This is a genomic window from Staphylococcus sp. NRL 16/872 (genome assembly GCF_022815905.2).
In the GTDB taxonomy this organism is placed as follows: domain Bacteria; phylum Bacillota; class Bacilli; order Staphylococcales; family Staphylococcaceae; genus Staphylococcus.
Map to the genome: position 1 here is coordinate 255,464 of NZ_CP119327.1, position 19,920 is coordinate 275,383.

Annotated in this window: 18 protein-coding genes; 7 read left to right on the forward strand and 11 right to left on the reverse strand. The window is 33.3% G+C overall.

What is annotated here, in order from left to right:
* Positions 1-50: 50 nt before the first annotated feature.
* Genes MT340_RS01245 through MT340_RS01265 form a run of 5 tightly spaced genes read right to left on the reverse strand, consistent with a single transcriptional unit; the run spans position 51 to position 3,464 of the window.
* Positions 51-773 carry an ABC transporter permease gene (locus tag MT340_RS01245; RefSeq protein ID WP_243588422.1) on the reverse strand — a complete coding sequence of 241 codons (723 nt, stop codon included), beginning with the start codon at positions 771-773 and terminating at the stop codon, positions 51-53.
* The gene (locus MT340_RS01250; protein WP_243603497.1) at positions 770-1,591 is read right to left on the reverse strand and encodes an ABC transporter ATP-binding protein; all 822 of its coding nucleotides are present in this window, start codon (positions 1,589-1,591) and stop codon (positions 770-772) included. Before MT340_RS01250 ends, MT340_RS01245 begins: the two co-directional genes overlap by 4 nt.
* Before the next feature lie 2 nt (positions 1,592-1,593).
* The gene (locus tag MT340_RS01255; protein ID WP_243588424.1) at positions 1,594-2,595 is read right to left on the reverse strand and encodes a sensor histidine kinase; all 1,002 of its coding nucleotides are present in this window, start codon (positions 2,593-2,595) and stop codon (positions 1,594-1,596) included.
* Positions 2,596-2,598: 3 nt separating this feature from the next.
* Positions 2,599-3,255 (reverse strand): response regulator transcription factor, encoded by a 657-nt coding sequence (locus tag MT340_RS01260; RefSeq protein ID WP_243588425.1) that lies wholly within the window; start codon positions 3,253-3,255, stop codon positions 2,599-2,601.
* Positions 3,256-3,272: 17 nt separating this feature from the next.
* Positions 3,273-3,464 carry a hypothetical protein gene (locus MT340_RS01265; RefSeq protein ID WP_243588426.1) on the reverse strand — a complete coding sequence of 64 codons (192 nt, stop codon included), beginning with the start codon at positions 3,462-3,464 and terminating at the stop codon, positions 3,273-3,275.
* 158 nt (positions 3,465-3,622) lie between these two features.
* Between MT340_RS01265 and MT340_RS01270 the strand changes: the two genes are divergently transcribed.
* A complete protein-coding gene (locus MT340_RS01270; RefSeq protein WP_243588427.1) occupies positions 3,623-4,099 on the forward strand; it encodes a peptide-methionine (S)-S-oxide reductase in 477 nt (158 codons plus the stop codon).
* Between the two features lie 15 nt (positions 4,100-4,114).
* Positions 4,115-4,960, forward strand: coding sequence for an SDR family oxidoreductase (locus MT340_RS01275; RefSeq protein WP_243588428.1), 846 nt, complete (start codon positions 4,115-4,117; stop codon positions 4,958-4,960).
* 208 nt (positions 4,961-5,168) lie between these two features.
* Here MT340_RS01275 and MT340_RS01280 read toward each other — a convergent pair whose 3' ends face one another.
* Both MT340_RS01280 and MT340_RS01285 read right to left on the reverse strand, forming a co-directional pair.
* Positions 5,169-5,528 carry a hypothetical protein gene (locus MT340_RS01280; protein WP_243588429.1) on the reverse strand — a complete coding sequence of 120 codons (360 nt, stop codon included), beginning with the start codon at positions 5,526-5,528 and terminating at the stop codon, positions 5,169-5,171.
* A gap of 24 nt (positions 5,529-5,552) precedes the next feature.
* Positions 5,553-6,605, reverse strand: a complete 1,053-nt coding sequence (locus MT340_RS01285; protein WP_243603498.1) for an LLM class flavin-dependent oxidoreductase — start codon at positions 6,603-6,605, stop codon at positions 5,553-5,555.
* Between the two features lie 228 nt (positions 6,606-6,833).
* Here MT340_RS01285 and MT340_RS01290 point away from each other — a divergent pair, with 228 nt between their 5' ends.
* The gene (locus MT340_RS01290) at positions 6,834-7,835 is read left to right on the forward strand and encodes an NADP-dependent oxidoreductase (protein ID WP_243603934.1); all 1,002 of its coding nucleotides are present in this window, start codon (positions 6,834-6,836) and stop codon (positions 7,833-7,835) included.
* 18 nt (positions 7,836-7,853) lie between these two features.
* On the forward strand, positions 7,854-8,537 hold the full coding sequence (locus MT340_RS01295; RefSeq protein ID WP_243588431.1) for a type 1 glutamine amidotransferase domain-containing protein: 684 nt from the start codon (positions 7,854-7,856) through the stop codon (positions 8,535-8,537).
* A gap of 250 nt (positions 8,538-8,787) precedes the next feature.
* Here the strand turns inward: MT340_RS01295 and MT340_RS01300 are convergent, their stop codons facing one another.
* The 4 genes from MT340_RS01300 to MT340_RS01315 form a co-directional block, all read right to left on the reverse strand.
* The gene (locus tag MT340_RS01300) at positions 8,788-9,348 is read right to left on the reverse strand and encodes a TetR/AcrR family transcriptional regulator (RefSeq protein WP_243588432.1); all 561 of its coding nucleotides are present in this window, start codon (positions 9,346-9,348) and stop codon (positions 8,788-8,790) included.
* Positions 9,349-9,660: 312 nt separating this feature from the next.
* Positions 9,661-10,602, reverse strand: coding sequence for a glycine betaine ABC transporter substrate-binding protein (locus tag MT340_RS01305; protein WP_243588433.1), 942 nt, complete (start codon positions 10,600-10,602; stop codon positions 9,661-9,663).
* 23 nt (positions 10,603-10,625) lie between these two features.
* On the reverse strand, positions 10,626-13,190 hold the full coding sequence (locus tag MT340_RS01310; RefSeq protein ID WP_243603499.1) for an MMPL family transporter: 2,565 nt from the start codon (positions 13,188-13,190) through the stop codon (positions 10,626-10,628).
* A 790-nt stretch (positions 13,191-13,980) separates the two neighbouring features.
* Positions 13,981-14,859, reverse strand: coding sequence for a LysR family transcriptional regulator (locus MT340_RS01315; protein WP_243588435.1), 879 nt, complete (start codon positions 14,857-14,859; stop codon positions 13,981-13,983).
* A gap of 158 nt (positions 14,860-15,017) precedes the next feature.
* Here MT340_RS01315 and MT340_RS01320 point away from each other — a divergent pair, with 158 nt between their 5' ends.
* The 3 genes from MT340_RS01320 to MT340_RS01330 all read left to right on the forward strand — a co-directional run bounded on the left by MT340_RS01320 (position 15,018) and on the right by MT340_RS01330 (position 19,792).
* Positions 15,018-15,629, forward strand: coding sequence for a metallophosphoesterase (locus MT340_RS01320; protein ID WP_243588436.1), 612 nt, complete (start codon positions 15,018-15,020; stop codon positions 15,627-15,629).
* Between the two features lie 116 nt (positions 15,630-15,745).
* Positions 15,746-17,863, forward strand: a complete 2,118-nt coding sequence (locus tag MT340_RS01325) for an LPXTG cell wall anchor domain-containing protein (protein ID WP_243588437.1) — start codon at positions 15,746-15,748, stop codon at positions 17,861-17,863.
* Between the two features lie 354 nt (positions 17,864-18,217).
* Positions 18,218-19,792: a YfcC family protein gene (locus MT340_RS01330; RefSeq protein ID WP_243588438.1), complete on the forward strand. Its 1,575-nt coding sequence runs from the start codon at positions 18,218-18,220 to the stop codon at positions 19,790-19,792.
* Positions 19,793-19,920: the final 128 nt, after the last annotated feature.

Genomic DNA, 19,920 nt, shown 5'->3' on the forward strand with positions numbered 1-19,920 from the left:
ATTTGCATCTCCGGGTTTAGAAGCTATTTTGATTGAGACATTTAAACATTTTAATTAACTTTTAATTGACGCAAAGATAAATAGGTCATCGAAATTGATAAAAGAATTAAAATAGTAATACCAATTAAAGTGTTAGGTAATGAATCTAATGACATCGATGAACTAATAATTCCTATGCTAAACCTATAACTTAAAGTGGTAGGTATAAGAGAGGCAAAAGGCGCAGGGATTAAAATCATAGATAATAACGTTATACCAATAGTTATAACGATTGAAATAATATAGTGATTAAACATAATTAATGTGAAGATAGATAAAGGTATTAAAAAGATTGTGAGTAATAAATTTAAAAGTGTAAAACTAATGAAGATATTTACTAAATCAATAAAATCTATATTGTTTATTAAATACAATGCTAGGATCAAGCCTAAATTGATAAGATAAATCACAAAACAATAACATATTATAATCAAAAATTTTGATAAAAATAATCTGAATTTATTTCGAGAATAGGTTAACCAATTAAGTAAAGTATGATTTTTATATTCAATGTAAAATACAGAAGTAGCTATAATACCTACAACAATGGGTCCTAGCATAAAATATTGATTATAAAATCTGAAGTAAAAACCATTTTCCAAGGATAAGTTTCTATTATTTAGAAAGAAATTTGCTATGTTCATAGTAAAAGGAATTAAACTTAACAAGATAACAACTAGTATAAAACGCTCGCTTTTTATTTTAACAAATTCGTTTTTTATAAAAGTAATCATTTTAAATAAGCCTCCTCTATTTCATGTTCCATAAGCCATAAATAGATATCTTCAATGGTCATTTTAGTAATCGAACTATCGTAATTTTTTAACCATTCATAGTCTCCTACAACGTAATATGAAGAGTTGAATTTAACGATAGAATATTCTCGGCTTTTATAATTATTTTCAATATTCATCTTTTGATTGAACTCTAAAATACTGTAATATTTGCCAGTATTCTTTAAATGAGTAACTAGCTTACCATTTTTTATGAATATAAATACATCAGTAAAGGTAACTACTTCTTGCAAAATATGACTAGAAATAATTGAAGTTCTATGATTACTTTTCACTCTATCTAAAATAATGTTTCGAATATCTTTAATACCACTTGGATCCAGTCCATTAGTTGGTTCATCGAGTAAAATTAAATTTGAATTTCCGATAAGTGTTTTAGCAATTCCGAGTCTTTGTTTCATTCCCATTGATAAATTTTTATATTTCTTATATTTAGCCTCTTGAAGTTGAACTATTGAGAGGTATTCATCTATATCGCAGGCAATATTCAAATATTTCGAATGTAATTTGAGATTCTGAAAACATGATAAATTAGCGTAAAAAGCAGGCGCTTCAATTAAATGACCAATGTGATAAGAAGGTAATGAAATACTTCCAGAATAATTAATTACATTTAAAATTGCTTTAAAAAAAGTAGATTTGCCTGCGCCATTAGGGCCTAGTAGACCATATACTTTATTATTTTCAAAATGATAAGAAATATTTTGTAAAATTAGAGTGTTGTTTAAGGAAACTGAAAGATTCTCTACTTTTAACATTTTTATTCTTCCTTCCCATTCAAAATTCTAATTAATGTGCCATTTTCATTGGTTGCTATGTTTAAATTTAATGAAAAATTTTTGCATATATCTTTTATAATTGTTAATCCTTTTGAGTCGGAAACATGATTAGCAAAGCCCACACCATTATCTTTAATTTCTACAAAGTCTGAAGCTAGGGCAATATTGATTTTTGTCGCTTTAGAATGTTTATAAATATTAGATATAATATTGTCAAATAAGCGTTCATACCATAATTGATCGCCTAGCCAGTATATTTCCTCTGAATTAAAGTTTAGGTGCACATTTATATTTTGAGTTGTTAATAAATAACTCCATTTATCCAATGTTTTTTGAATAACCTTGTAAATATTGACTTGATGGTTAAATGTATAAAAATGTGCTATGTCATCTTTAGCTGGTAATGCTTTAATCAAATTAGAAATGTAACTAATTTTCTCATAAGATAAAGCAATGTCTTTGTTCTCGATTTTATAGCGTAATGCAAGTTGATATAGTTCTAAATTAAGCGCTGTTAAAGGTGTATTAATATCATGAGATAATTGATTAATATAATTTTGTTCTTGAGTTTTACTTTCCTCAATTTCAATTTCTCTTGCACGCAGTCTATCGATTAAAATATTAATAGAATGGCCTAATCGATCGATTTCATCATTTTTAGAAGAAGGTAAATCTAATTTTTCAGGTAAAGATTTATTATAGGCTATAGTCTGTAATTTTTCGTCTAGTAAATTGAGTTTTGCCACAATGTTATATATATAACGAGAAGCTACTATAACTAATAGTAGTAAAGTTATAAAAAAGAGAGCATAAAAAATAATAGTAAGTCCACTCGTTTTGAAATTTATATTAATATTGTGCCCCAAGATAATTTCTATACATAACACACATAAAAAGATGGAGATATTGATTATCAGGAAAACAATAGGTATCGCTAACAAACTAATCCCCATAAACAGATAATATTTTCTTAGTAAACCCATACTTTAACCTCCATTTAATCGATAGCCAATGCCGTAAATCGTTTCTATAATAGTACCATCATCTTCTAATTTAGTACGTAATTTTTTAATATACGCGTTAAGTGTATTTTCAGAAGCAGATTCAATAGGCCATACAAAATTTAATAATTGTTGTTTGGTTAAAATAAAATTAATATTTTCAAATAAATAAAAGAACAGACGTGTTTCAGTTTTTGTTAAAGGTAGTTTATTACCGTTAGAATCTGATATTTCTTTACTTTTTATATTAATTAAATAATTATGTAGCTTTGTCTCATTATTTGGATAATGTTTTTCTAACAAATTATTAATTCTAGAAATAAGTTCTCTTGGATCAAAAGGTTTTGTTAAGTAATCATCGCCATTACCTAGACCTGCTATTTTAGAATCGATGTCTACTCTAGCGGATAAATAAATAATTGGTACGTCAGAAAATTGACGGATTTCATCAGTAATTGAAAGCCCATCAGTCGTTGGGAGCATTATATCCATAACTATGAGATGGATATTATTTAAAACCTCAAATACATGTTCACCTTTTTTATCAACGGTAACATTTGCGCCATTTTGTTTAAAAATGAGCTGTAAGTTTTTTGCAATAGTATCGTCATCTTCTACGATTAAAATATGATAACCTTTCATATAAATCACCTTGTAATCTAATTAATTAAAATAAAAGTTGGTATATAGAAAATAATATATAGAATAAAAAATAATATTGGTAATTTAAAACTAGGAGAATATTCTTTGTCTCTTAACCATGACAGAGTTTCATAAATTCCCGTTAAAAATGCAATAGCCAAACTTCCCATTGCTAAAAGCAATAATACTGTCATTATAGTACCATTCATTCTATTAGCCTCCTTATTTCACTTTGTAATTAGGAGTTTATAATTCAATTCTGAATAAGTTCTGAATAAATAAACATTATTTTAAGTCAAATGAATTAAGATATAGTAATGTTAGAAATAACACTACTTAATTAAAATGAGTAAAAGAGGTGATAGTTATGGAAACAGTATATCTTGCTGGGGGATGTTTATGGGGCGTACAGGCGTTCATTAAAACATTGCCTGGCGTTGTGACAACGGAAGCGGGACGTGCAAATGGAACGACAACCGAACTTGATAGTGATTATGATGGCTATGCAGAATGTGTAAAAACGACATTCGACCCTACCCAAATTTCAATTACAGATTTAATGCATTATCTTTTTGAAATTATTGACCCTTATAGCGTCAATAAACAAGGTGTAGATGAAGGCCCGAAATATCGCACGGGCGTTTATAGCGAACACCCTCAGCACTTAGAAGAAGCACGAGTGTTCATTAATCAACGACCAGATAAAGAGCGAATCGCCGTCGAAGTCTTACCACTTAATAACTACGTTAAGAGTGCGGATGAGCATCAAGATCGCTTAGACAAACATCCTGAAGACATTACTTATTGCCACATCCACCCTGAGTTACTGAATAAATATATATAGAAAGAAGCGATAGCGATGAATATTTTATTAACAGGCGCAACAGGTCATCTCGGTTCACACATCACTGAACACGCCATTAAAGAACAAATCCCAAATTTCCATATCGGAATCCGTAATCCTGACAAAGTCCCAAACCATTGGCATGACCATATCAAAATTCACGAATTAGATTATTTCAATGAAGAAAGTATGGTAAAAGCCTTCGAAAACATCGATACGGTGGTATTCATACCAAGCATCATCCACCCGTCATTCAAACGACTTCCCGAAGTCGAGAACTTAGTCAGCGCTGCACAAAAAGCTAAAGTCCAACACATCATGTTCATAGGCTACTATGCCGACCAACATAACAACCCGTTCCATATGAGCCCATATTTTGGCTATGCAGAGCGATTGCTTGCGACAAGCGAACTCAACTATACGTATGTGCGAATGGCCATGTACATGGACCCACTCAAACCTTACCTGCCAGAATTAGCAGAAATGCATAAATTGATTTACCCCGCAGGAGAAGGCCGCATCAACTATATTTCAAGAAACGACATCGCACGAGGCATCATCGCCCTCCTGCAACAACCTGAGAAATTCGGCCAACGCTACCTATTATCAGGCTACAGCTACTCAATGACCGAACTCGCACACATCCTTTCCGACGCAGCCGACACAGAAATTAAATACGATCCAGTTTCTTTGGGGAAATTCTCAGAAATGTACGACGAGCCGAAAGGGTTTGGCGCATTGCTAGCATCCATGTACGAGGCTGCAGCAAGAGGCCTACTCGATCAAGAATCAGATGACTTCGAACAACTCGTCCATGATAAACCACAAACCATCCCGGAATTCTTAAAAAGCGGGGAATAAGGTATAAATAAAGAGAGTAGGGCAATATGGTAATTTTTACCACATGTCCTACTCTCTAAGACAGTAGACAAACCCTTTCACTCTTCGTCACCTTATGCGTGCCTAGGTCATTTACCTGATAGTAAACTCCCGTCGTTACGCATTTCGTTTTCTCGATTGATAAGGGTTTTCTTTCAGTCTTCATACTTTAAATTAGTCGACAAGTATATTATTTATTGTCACAATCGAAAGTATCAGCGAAGCTTAATGCAGCTAAACCTAATAAGTCTAATGCATGTTGCGCGCCTTCTTTACCGTGACCAGCTTCAAAGTGTTTGTAAGCAGCTACGCCTAATACACCAAAAGTAGCGATTGAACCTAAACGAGATAAGTTTTTACTTAAAAAACTTGCAGCAAATAATGCAGCAGCAGTGGCTTCTACAGTACCTGCTAATTTAACAGAGTTTTCAGGTAAACCGAATACATTTGTAAATGTTTCTTTCATTTCTTGGTCACCTTTTAATTTAGGTTTTGAAGCAGTGTATAATTCTTTCGCAAGTTTTAAGTTTGCAGCATAACGTAAAATCATAATATAAAAATCTCCTTTTATTTGTTATTTGTTTTCAAAATATTTATCAACAATTGGTTTCACACGTTCACCGAATAGGCGAATTGACTTCATCACATACTCATGAGGCATAGAGCCTACTGGTGTATGGATCATGAAGCGGCTAAGTCCCAATGTTTCCACAGTATCAATAATTTTTTCGGCAACTGTTTCAGGGCTACCAAGGTAAATAGCACCATTTGGTCCTATTTCTCGTTCAAACATATTCTGATCAAATTCCGGCCATCCACGTTCGCGACCAAGAGTGTCGTGATATGCTTTGAGAGGAGGGAAGAAATCGCGTTTAGCTTCTTCATCTGTTTCAGCGACATAACCCCATGAGTGAACTGCCACTGGTAAATTATCTGGATTATGTCCGTAAGAAGCAGCCACAGATTTATAAATCTCAATATTGCGTGTAAATCGTCTAGGATTGCCACCAATAATCGCATACGTAATTGGTAATCCAAATGCGCCTGCTCTTAAAGAGGATTCAGGCGTACCACCTGTGGCAATTGAAATAGGCAATTCGCCATGTTCAACGCGTGGATAAATCGGTGTTGCTTCGAAACTTGGACGTAATTTACCTTCCCAACTAACTATTTCATGTTTATTGATTTTTAGCAATAATTGTAACTTTTCATTAAACAATTCTTCGTACTCATTTAAATTATAACTGAATAACGGGAAAGATTCGATAAATGACCCTCGACCAATCATAATTTCAGCGCGCCCATTTGAAACGGCATCTAAGGTTGAAAAACGCTGATACACGCGCACTGGATCATCTGAAGATAACACTGTTACTGCAGATGACAATTTAATGTTTGTCGTACGAGCAGCAGCTGCTGCAAGCACCGTCACTGGATCTGACACGGCGTAATCTTTACGGTGATGTTCACCTAATCCATACACATCTAACCCTAATTGATCTGCCAATTCTATTTCTTCAACGATATCTCGAATACGTTGCGCATTTGAAACGGCTTCACGTGTACCATCCGTCATAATCATTTTTTCATTATCTCCAAATGATGTTAATCCTAATTCAATTTTCACTACGTTCACCTCCTAGGTATAATTTTTATACTAGAATTGTATTCCTTATTTTTGAAAAGGTCAATAGAAAAGTTTCGAATTAGAGATAAATTTATAGAAAGCGGTAGAATACCTCATTTTCAAAAAGAATAGGGTGAAAACATATAATTGGTATTTACATAGATGTGTCCCTATAATTGAACACAATAAATGAGCTGAGAGGGGAGATTAATAATTATGAAAACGGATATGCGTGCGATGGTCATTCATCAATATGGTAATCATCCTGTATCTGAAGAACGAATGCCAATACCTTCTATGAATCCAAACGAAGTAAGAGTACAAATTAAAGCAGCAAGCGTAAATCCAATCGATTTCAAAATTAGAGATGGCGGTTTGAAGATTTTACTATCATACGATTTTCCATTAATTTTAGGAAATGACTTTGCAGGTGTGATTACTGAAGTAGGCGCAAATGTCAAAGACTATCAAGTTGGAGATAAAGTCTTTGGACGACCACGTAAAACTAAAATTGGCACATTTGCAGAATATATCTCAATAGATGCTTCTGAAACTGCGCCTATGCCTAAAGGACTAACGTTTGAAGAAGCGGCGAGCATTCCATTAGTTGGCTTAACTTCTTATCAAGCATTGAACGAAGTGATGCAACTTAAAGAAGGCGATAAGGTCTTAATTCAAGCAGGTTCAGGAGGCGTAGGTACATTTGCTATTCAACTTGCTAAAGCAATGGGCTTATACGTTGCAACGACAGGTAGCGACCGAGGAAAAGAATTAGTTGAATTATTAGGAGTCGACCAATTTATAAATTATCGTGAACAAGACTTCTCTAAAATATTAAATGATTTCGACGGTGTATTTGATACATTAGGTGGCGATAATCTCCAAAAATCATTCGGAATTCTTAAACCAGGTGGCACTATCGCCTCTGTCTCAGGTATTCCTACAGATAAAAATGCTCGTGATTTACATTTAAATATTGGAAAAGAAGCTTTATTACGCGCAGCTTCTTATAAATTAAGACGACGTGCAAAGCAATTTAACGTAAATTATGAATTTCTATTTATGCACCCAAGTGGCGACCAATTGAAAGAAATTGCACAGTTAATCGAAGACGGTAAAATCAAACCAATTATCGATAAAGTGTTTGATTTCAAAGACACTCAACAAGCTTTAGAATATTCCACAAATGGACACGCTAAAGGCAAAATAATTATTAAAATGGATAACTAAAAAAAGGCGGTGAATAACGTGAAAAAAATAATGATTGTAAACACAAGTACTGATTATTTCGGAGAACATGAGAAGCCAACAGGACTATGGTTAGGGGAACTTGTTCATTTTTATAATGAAATTAAAGATGAAGACGTAACACTAGATATTTTCAACGTCACTGGAGGCAATACACCCATCGACCCCATGAGTCTATCTCCTTTAATGTTAGACAAAAAGACGAAATCTTACTATAAAGATGCCGAATTTATGAATAAATTGAAATACGCCCAACCTATAACTGAAGCTAAGCCCGAAGATTACGACGCCATTTATTTCACAGGCGGACATGGCGTTATGTATGATTTCCCGGAAAATAGTACCATACAGCACGCCATCGAAACGATATACCGTAAAGGAGGCATTGTTTCAGCAGTATGTCACGGTATTGCTGCGCTTCTTAACGCTAAAGCAGAAAATGGAAATTACTTAATTGAAGATAAACACATTACAGGTTTCTCAAATATAGAAGAAGTATTAGCCAACCGTGACACTTTAGTGCCTTTTCACTTACAAAATGAAATTAAAAAACGTGGCGCTAAATACTCATTTAGAAGATTGCCTTTTACACCATATGTTCAAGTGGATAATCGTATTGTAACCGGACAAAATCCACAATCACCAGCTAGAGTAGCTCAAGAAGTGAAGAAATCATTATTTTAAATTTATGAGGGTAATGGAGTAATGAGGTGATTTTTAATGGATCAACAAATGATGGCATTGAACGTATTGAATCTTATATTGATGATATTATTAGTTATGTATAATATCATGAACTGGCCAACTTGGGTGTTATTCATTATAGCCATCTTAATAGTAATTAATGCTGGTTTTATGCTTTATAAAAGTATAAAATCTACAAAACGGAAGTAATAAAAAGAGCATTCTCACTCAAAATCGTGTGAGAATGCTTTTAATTTTTACAATTAATTAAAGATATTTCTAATAAATGATTTAATGTTTCGAATACTTCTTCCACACTATAATCGTAATCATTTTCCACCCAACGACGTAAAACCTCGATGACGCCACTACTAAAGAAATCAGCCACAATTTCAGGATGTTTACTTTGTTGGATTTTAATTGCTAGAGGATCATGTTGATTTTTAGCGTTATTAAGAATCATTTCTCGACTGACATTAGTCAGATTTCGAAAGACATCTACTTGGCGAGAAGAAACTAATAAGTGTTTGAAAAGTTTTTTATGTTGCCCAATATAATAGATAAAATCTTGAAATGATTCAGGTGAGGAAATACCTGCATCATCATTAACAATTTTTTGAGTGATGAAATCTGGCAAGGAGTAGAGTATATCGTATTTATCTTGAAAGTAACGATAGAACGTACTACGGTTGATTTCTGCAGTTTCACATATTTTTTGAACGGTAATTTCATCAAAATGATAATCATTTAATAGTATAAATACTGTTTCATGGATGTGTTTAATCATTCGTTTTTGATTAGCTGTCGGCATAATCTGATTCTCCTATGTTATTAATATAGCCAGAAAGCCTGACGTAATAAGAGTAATTTATCACAATAACTTTTATATTTCCAAAGATAACCCTTTACAAGTAGGGCATTATAATTGAAATCAATGACTTAATCACATGACAAATTTTAATTTAAAAGAAGTAATTTCTATATGGCCTCCGTTTATATTTATGTAGAGAAAATAAAAGAGACTATCCACATCATAGAGATGTAGATAGCCTCGCCATGCTATATAAAACAAGCATTCCCCTTATAAAATTTCTTTCTCCCTAATATTTAAAATCCCTCTGGATTACTCAGTTTCAATATCTTTTAACCAATCATCCACTTTATTGTCATTATCATCTACGTAATCTTTCGCAACTTCTTCTGGATTTTTATTGTCGACGAAGATTTTTTTAGCAAGTTTTTCTTCATCTTTTTTACTCCAGTCATCTGCCATTCGTGTTGCAATCTTGTAAGCAGCAGGATGTTGTTCTTTGAAGTTGTTGTTAAATACTAAGTTGATATGTTCGTGATCACTACCGTAAATTTTGTCTGGATCTTTTAACATTTTGATATCTAATTCTTTAGAGAACCAATTCGGCTCCATTGCAGTGAAGATAATCGGTTGTTGTTGTTTAAAGGCACCTTGAATTTTCTTGAATTGTTCTTGATCAGAACTTTCTTTTAAGCTGTAATTTTCTAAATCGTTTTTATCAAGTTCATCTTTTGTTTGCTTCATTACGCCATTTCTAGCGTCTGTACCTTGAATCGTCCAATCTACTGATTTGCCGAATTCTTTGCTATCTTTTAAATCACTGATTGAATCAACATCTTGTATATATTTAGGTACAGCTAGACCTACTTTAACGTCATCGATAAAGTTTTTATCATCATATAATGTGATTTTATCTTTATATTTATCATAATAGCTTTTGTCTGTATCTGGGAAGATACCTGACGCATGGAATGAATTATGATTTGCTGAAACGTCAGCATATAATGGGCCACTTGCTGGAACAGGTGATGTTGTTACATCATAACCTGCTTTTTTTAATACTTCAGCAATGACTAAAGAACGTGGCGTAGAGTTATCGCTTGCGATGTAAGGAATTTCAATTTCTTTTTTACCCAGCGCTGTTTTGCCATCGTCTGATGATCCACTACCACTATTGCCACATGCACTTAGCACGATGGCTAAGGCAATTGTAGCTAGTAGTCCTAGAAATTTCGAACTACGATGTTTGAACATGTTACGTTTCCTCCTTTTAATTTTTAATTTCTGCGTTCGTCATCATGACGATTATGATTTGGCTGATCGTTGTATCTATCGTATACACCTTTGTTATTTTCACGAGCGTATAACATTAATGCTTTAAATAGTACATCTTGATCTACATTGTTATCTGTTAAATCTTTATAGAGATTTGTCGTTGTATCAAAGTTTGAATGTGATTGTGTATTTTCATATTGAGTCTTGTAATGATGGTCTTCTCGATTATCATTATGATTTAAACTTACAGAACGATTGTAATCTTCATTGTTGTAGTGTTCATGATGTTGGCTATAATCATTGTTGCTGTAGCTACGTGTGTCATCTTGCTTGTGATGAGTATCTTTGTCTGGGCTAGCGAATTCTCTGTAACGTGTTTCTTGTTGACCTTTTTCAGAAGCAGAAGAAGTTTGATGGTGATCATCGCTTTCTAGTGCTTTACCTTCGACGTCGATCTTAGGTAAAACTGCGCCTAGCCATTTAGGTAGGTACCATGATGCGTTGCCGAAGAGTTTTGTTAGTGCAGGAATCAGTGTCATACGGACGATAAATGCGTCGAATAGGACACCGAATGCGAGTGAGATACCCATTGATTTAATCATTGTGTCGTCTTGGAAGACGAAGGCAATGAAGACGCTGAACATGATGAGTGCAGCAGCTACAATAACTGGGCCACTTTCTTTAATACCTACGCGAATTGAGTGGTCGTTGTCGCCAGTTTTACTGTATTCTTCGTGAACACGTGTCATTAAGAAGAGTTCGTAATCGATGGCTAATCCGAATAGGAGACCGATTGTGATGACTGGTAAGAATGCTAATAATGGACCTGTGTTTTCTACGCCGAATAGGCCACCTAAGAAACCATCTTGTACGACAAGCGTTGTGAAACCGAGTGTTGCCATTAATGATAGGATGAAGCCAAGTACTGCTTTAAGTGGTACAAGGATTGAACGGAAGACTACCATTAATAATAAGAATGCAAGGACTACGATAACGCCTGCGAATACTGGGATAGCGTTATTAAGTTTTTCTGACATATCAATATTGATAACACTTTGTCCTGAGATTTCAGTGTCGAAATGATATTTATCTTGTGCTTGATTATGATAATCGCGTAAATCGTACACTAAGTCTTCAGTTGATTTCGCGTTTGGTCCTTTTTCAGGGATAATCGTAAATAGTGCATAATGGTTATTATCATTAAGTCTTGCTTTTGACACAGTGTCTACGTTATCAAGATCTTTTAAGTCATCACGCATGTTGCTTAAATCGCGTTGAATGTCTTTTTTGCTACCGCCATCTTTAGTGTTAACTAGCATGACGATTTGTCCGTTATAACCTTCTCCAAAGTTATCTGAGATAAGTTCATACGCTTTATGTGCTGAAGTATCGTTTGGTTTCATACTATCGTCTGGAATACCTAAACGCATACCACTCACAGGAATCGCTGCTAGTATTAAGATAATTAAACTAATGATCACTGCCAAGATAGGCTTACCAACGATAAATTTAGCCCATGGATGATTTTTAGGATCTTTACTCTGAGTTGATTTCTTCTTGATTTTAATACTTTTATGGAAAATGCTAATCAATGCTGGTAATAAAGTTAATGCAGTTAGCACTGCGAATAACACACTGATTGCTGAGGCAAATCCCATTACGGCTAAGAAATCGATACCTACTAATGATAATCCACAAACGGCCATCATTACGGTAATGCCTGCAAAGATAACAGCACTACCTGCAGTTCCAACAGCTTTACCGATTGCTTCTATTGTATTCATACCTTGTTGTTTAAGTTCTTTATATCTAAATAAAATGAATAACGAGTAGTCAATTCCTACTGCTAAACCAATCATTACAGCTAATGTTAGTGTGAAGTTTGGAATATCAAAGACAAATGTTAATAAAGCAATGATACCGACACTTGATGCTAGTCCTATAATTGCACTAACGATTGGCATACCAGCTGCAATAAGTGAACCAAAGGTAATAAGTAGAATAACAAAAGCTACAACGATACCTACTATTTCTGATGTGCCACCAGGTTCGCTACCCATGGAACCACCTTGTGTTTTTTCTATTTGAATATTGTGGTTGTCTGTCACATCTTGTAATTCTTTATCGATAGTTTTCTTAGATGAGTCTTGCATGTTTGTTTGTTTAACGACATAACTAATATTTGCGATAGCTGTGTCGCCATCTTTATTTACTTGTCCACTGTCATAGGGACTTGAAATATTTTGAATATAATCATCTTTTTGTTTGATATTATCTAGTGCATCTTCAATATCTTTCTTTGTATCTTTATCTTTCAATCCATCTTCTCTATTAGAATGGAAGACGATTTTCATCGAGGCTTTTTCACTATCTTGATGAAATTCTTTACTGATTTTGTCGTTTGTATCAAGTGACTTTAAGCCATTCATTGTGATGTCGTCATCGAATTTAGGCGAGTTAAGTGCAAGTGGTGTAATGATTACGCCTAGAATGACAAGCCACCCAATGACACTAAGCCATTTGTTTTTAGCTATAAATGTTCCAAGTCTGTATAATAGCTTTGCCAATGTATTTCCTCCTATTTATCTAATGTTTGATGATCTAAGTCTGGAATAATGTAATAATCAATTGTGAGCTTTTGTTGATTAATTTCTTCATCTATAAAAGATACTTAGATTCATATTACAATGGTTAATGTAACAAGATATAAGAGTGCTGAGTACCATTAAAAATCTGATGCCGTTGAAAAAAGCGACATTTTGTAAAAAATGTTGGAAAATAAGTAAGTGGGATAATAAAATAGAAAATAAAAAAACAGGTAACATATGTTATGTACCTGAAAATGTAAATTATGTATAAGACTAATTAGTATACCCAAAAGCCAATGAGGCACAATGCGCCGATTAGAAAAATTAATACACCTGGAATGTATATTTTTTCTCGTAAATCGATATCACGTTTGTAGGCAACAAATCTACTGGTGGCGATTAATGCTATGCCGATAAGTAATAAAATGATTGAAAGAATGAGCATCAACCCAGCCTCCTTAATCCATATGTTAAAAATATACGTAATTATTATAATAACGCTTTCATACTTATTATATTATCTAATGAACTATTTTTATAGGGAAATATTAATATATTGTAAAATTGTTATAATTTTAAGGATATTTTATTAATATAATTTATAAAATATTAACATTACATAAAATTACTAAAAAGAAATTCTATAAATATATTGGTTATTTTTGATTAAGGTTAAAAAAGTAGAAATGAAATCTAATTTGTTTAATAGATTTCATTTCTACTCCTAATAAAAGTATTTAATTCAAGATTATCAATAGTCTACTGATATTTATGTTTCATTCGTATTGTAAATGAGCGTTACGAAGTCTTGTATTATTGATGTGAGATGTCTATCATTGCGATATAACAATGAGATGTAACTAGGTGACGGTCCATCAGGCAAAGATTTACCAATAATATTTGGATGATGGTAGAGCGCACTATCACTAACAAGACTGAGATAATTAGAATCTTTAATTGTTGTTAAAATACTACTAATGCTATTGGATTCCATATGTATATCTAGATTAACGAAATTATTTTTGCGCCATTCATCAATACTTTCTCGTGTTGATCCGCTACTATGGATAATGAAACGATATTTTTGTATATCTTCTAAGGAAATTTGTTCTTTTTGTGCAAGTGGATGGCGTTTATCCATAGCTAAGACGAGAGGATTTTCTTGTAAGCGTTTGGCTTGTAGTTCTTCTTCATTAAATCCTTTTTCAGAAATAATAGCGATATCCACTTTTCTATTTTTAACTTTTTCGATAATACATGGTGCAGTATCTACTGTTAATGCGATATCGATATCAGGATGATTGTGCATATAATTTTTAAAAGCAGAAGGTAAAATACTGTAAATTGGGGCATGACTTGCGCCAATACGCAATGTTCCACGTTTAGATTGTTTAAAGTCTTCCATCATATCGGTTGTTTCTTGGATCAAATTTAACATTTTATTGGCATTGCGATATAACAGTTCTCCAGCTTCTGTTAAATTAAAATGTTTACCTTTTTTAAAATATAAAGGTAAACCAAATTCTTTGTTCAAATTTTTTAAATGAAATGTGACAGTGGGCTGAGTTATCCCAAGTTTTTCAGCTACTGCATTTTCATTTTGTGCCTCGACAAAGTGTTTAAAAATGAGCATTTGTTTCGTGTTCATAAATTTAGTCCCCAAAATATATAAATTTTTTCTATACTATTTATTATTGTAAAGTGTAAATTTTGAGAGGACGTTAATATTTTGTTTAAAGTTAGTTAAACTGTGGTTTTTATAATAAATGTAATGTATAAAAGGTTGGAGTGTAAGGAGAGATTGAAATGGTTGAAAGGATACTTGTGGTTTCTGATATTCATGGACATCGGAAGGCGCTTGTAACTCTTTTAAGAGCAGTAAAATATAATTATAAAAAGGATCAACTTGTATTGATGGGAGATTATGTCAATAATGGACCTGATTCATTTGGAACGCTTAAATTAGTGAAACGTTTGAAACGTAAAGGTGCACTTGCTTTGGCTGGGAACCACGAGATGCGTTGGTTAGCTAGTAAAGACAAGAAAATAAAACGTTGGCACAAATTTTTAAATAGTTTATCTACCATCGAATTGATTGATGATTATATATTTGCACATGCAGGCATTGATACCAATAAGCCGTTAAGTAAACAGATTAAAGAGTATACAACGGGTTATTATAATCACGAGTTGAATCGCAGTGTACCTAAACACAAATTTTTAATCCATGGTCATGTACCGAACTATCGTTTTGGTTTGAAAAATGATGAACTATATAAAAAGAAAAATATATTAGATATCGATACTGGTGCAGGTCATGATAAATATTTATCATTAATTGATTTGACTCATTCATATCAATATTCTGTAAAAGTGACAGATAATAAAAAAGTGAGTAGTAGACGTATCAAATTATAGATTTTTATATATCAAAAATATAGGTGAGTTCCCTTAATTTTCAAAAATAAGAAGTATAAGTTTATAAGTAATTGTTATATAATGTAGGGGAATATTAATGATAAAGGGTGACATGAGTGAATAATACACAAATTTCTAAATTAAGTTCGTACTTAAAAGTGTCATGTTCAGCGTTATTATTAAGTGGCTCATTAGTTGGTTATGGCTTTACAAAAGATGCGTTTGCGCAAACACAGGATGAGGTAACTGAAACTTCAAACGAGACAACGACGGTTCAATCTAAATTAGCATCTGCTATTTCAAAAGCGAAATCAGAAATCAATCATTTAAAACATTTAGACCGAGCTGAAATAAAAAGTTATAAAGATGATTTAGAGGATGCGAAAGATCAAACTGAAATTGATGAGATTTTAAAAGATGCACGCGAAGAATCTATCGTTACGGCAGAAGAGAAATCAGTAGCTCGTTCTACTGAAACATCTTCTACTGACGAGTATCATGCACCTAAAAATGATAGCTCTAAAGATAGTACGTCAATAGAATTGGATAAAATCATGAATGATTTAGATGCGCTTTCTAAAAAGGTTGATAGTAGTCAACAAAATACTACAACTGAAACTAGTAAAGAGACATCAACGCAGCAACAACCTAAAGAAGATACAAATTCTGTAGAACAAGATAAAGCGGAAACGCCGTCTACTGAGGAAAATCATGGTGCCGACAAACACCATACGTCAATTCTAGACGACTTAAACAAAGTTAAAAATGACGTGAATATGTACAAAGATAAAGGGTCACAATCAACACAAGCAAATAATACTGAAGAACAAATGACACATCAAACACGACCTTCAACTGAGGAGACAACAACTGAAGAACCTGCAACGGAAGAAACAAAAGATAATAAAGAAGCTAAGCAAGGTTTGTTGAGTGGTATTGAAGATATGGGGAAAAATAATAACCAATACCATCGGGACCAAAGTGTGGCTACAGATTCTACAATAAATAAACATTTTGATGCTTTAAAAGATAAATTATCTGATAAAGAAAAAATTGATCAAACAATTTCAAAAATAGAACGTCAACATGAAGACACAACTAAACGTTATACTGATCGTAAACTTGAGCAATTAAGACAATTGCGTAGCCAGGTAAATCAAAATCAAGATTTATCGGTTCAACAACGTCAAAATATTGAAAAAGATATTGCTTCAGTACGCAATAAAGTCAAAGATAATCGTAATCTTATTCTTGAACAATTAAATAATACTTCTGATAAACAAGAAGCAGTCAAACAAATTATTGGCAGTGTGTTCAGCAAGAATGAGACACAAGATATTTTAAAACATATTAATACAATTGGAAAATCAGACAAACAAATTACAGATCAAATTATGCAACAGCTTGATGGTTTAACTTCAGCATCAAGTGATGACATTTTAAAATCAATGTTTGATCAAGCACCGAATAAAGAACAATTAATTAAGACATTATTATCAACACGTTTAGGCAATCATGAAGCATCATCAATTGCTAAACGTTTAATGAATGAGGATTTATCAAATTCTGAACTTGTTGAACGTTTGAAACAAGAACTTAAAGCTCAAGCATCTAATACAGCTGATGACATTTTAAGAGATGTCTTAGATAAAACAACTAATCAAAAACAGGCCATTGAAACGATTTTAGCTACGAAGTTAAATCAAGCTAAAGCGCATGCATTAGCTGATGTTATTTCAAAAATACAAACATCTAAAGCAGATACACTTGATTTAATTAAAAGTGCGCTCAATGGTAAGGCAAACGATTTATTGCAACTACAAAACCAATTGAACCAATCTAAAAATAAATTAGATTATATTTTAGCTCCAATTAAAAATCGTCCTACATTACTTGATCGTATTAATGGCAATACGCATAGTGGTAATGGTTTAGATTTATTCAATTCAGATTCAAGTCTATTAGGTGGTTTATTAGGCAACTTAAATTCAGGTGGCAGCTTGCTTGATGGTATAGATGATATTCCAAATCCTGTACAAGGCTTATCACTTGGTGATTTAAATAATGGTGGAGGATTATTAAGTGGTCTATTTGACGAGGAGGGCAACTTCTCATTGCCAGCGACCGGTGAAACACTTAAGAAATCATGGTTGCCTATAACCGTAGTACTTGCTATAGCAGGTGGCCTATTTGTATGGTTAGGACGTCGTAAACGACATCATCCTGATAATTAAATAAAACAATGAGTAGATAACTTAAAGTATTCCATAGCTTAATTATCTACTCTTTTTATTTTTTGGAAAAGGGCAACAACAGTATAGTAAGCGCTTACATAATTACAGAAAAATATCAAGACTTTTTCAGAAGATTATTCGTAAAGTTATGTGAAAGAAGTATGACGTAATTTTGAATATTTATACTTTAATTTGTATTCATATTGAATGTAAATTACATTAGACATAAACTTAAGTTGATAAAAGACATTGATAAAAATTTCACAAAGTTTAAAATTTGAAATAATATTTTTCAAAGTTGAAAGTGTGACACATGTCTTAACTATAAATATATATACAAAGGGGTTGAAACGCATGACACACACTAATGAAGTTTCAGACACAAAAACTAAAAAAAGAAACAAACGATTCAAATTAAGTATGCCAGGTGCATTTACCATTCTATTCATATTAACAGTCATTGCTGTAATAGCGACATGGATTATACCTGCAGGGGCATATTCTAAATTATCTTATGATTCAGGTGCGCAAGAATTCAAAATTGTGGATGCGCATAATAAAACAAAAACTGTTGATGGTACACAAGAACAATTAGATAAATTAGGTGTCAAAATTGATGTTAATCAATTTAAATCTGGTGCGATTAATAAACCGATTTCAATTCCGGGAACGTATGAACGTTTAGACCAACATCCAGCAGGTCCAGACCAAATTACATCAAGTATGGTTAACGGAACGATTGAAGCGGTAGATGTTATGGTATTTATTCTAGTATTAGGGGGCTTAATAGGGGTTGTACAAACCAGTGGCTCATTTGAATCTGGACTCTTGGCCCTAACGAAAAAGACGAAAGGGCATGAATTCTTGCTGGTCTTTATGGTTTCAGTATTAATGGTTTTAGGTGGTACACTCTGCGGAATTGAAGAAGAAGCGGTCGCATTTTACCCAGTGCTCGTGCCAATCTTTATAGCGATGGGTTACGACTCAATCATATGCGTAGGTGCAATCTTCCTCGCAAGTTCTGTAGGTAGTACATTTTCAACAGTGAACCCGTTCTCAGTAGTTATCGCTTCAAATGCGGCAGGCACAACGTTTGTCGATGGGCTATATTGGAGAATTGGTGGCTTAATCATTGCGACAATCTTCACAGTAGGTTATTTAGCATGGTACGCGAAACGCATTAAGAAAGATCCGAAAAGTTCTTATACGTATGAAGATAAAGAGAAATTTGAAAAACAATGGTCAGTTATTAAAAATGACGGTGAAGAAAGCGTCTTTACTTTACGTAAAAAAATCATCTTAATCTTATTTATCTTGCCATTCCCAATTATGGTATGGGGCGTTATGACGCAAGGTTGGTGGTTCCCACTTATGGCTTCAATGTTCTTAGCGTTTACAATTGTTATCATGCTGATTGTAGCGTTAGGTAAAAATGGTATAGGTGAAAAAGCAGTAGTTGATGCGTTTGTAAATGGTGCTTCTAGCTTAGTAGGGGTATCACTTATCATTGGTTTAGCGCGTGGTATCAATATGATTATGAATGATGGTTTGATTTCAGATACAATCTTAAACTTCTCATCTTCACTTGTGCAAGGTGTTAGCGGACCAATCTTTATCGTCATTTTATTAATTATATTCTTCTTCTTAGGCTTTATTATTCCATCATCATCAGGACTAGCAGTGTTAGCGATGCCTATCTTCGCACCACTTGCAGACACAGTCGGCATCCCAAGATTCGTCATCGTAACAGCCTACCAATTCGGACAATATGCGATGTTATTCTTAGCACCAACCGGCTTAATCATGGCAACATTACAAATGTTAGACATGAAATATTCACACTGGTTGAAATTCGTGTGGCCAATCGTAGCCTTTGTCTTCATCTTTGGTGGTGGCATGCTCATCACCCAAGTACTAATTTATTCTTAATTTTTGAAAATGAAAAGGTGGCGCACTTCGAGTGCCCCACCTTTTTTAGTATGAAAATATAAAATCACACATACTTAAATACTTTTAAAATATATAACGTAAGTTAATAGTTTGATCTCTATACTGAA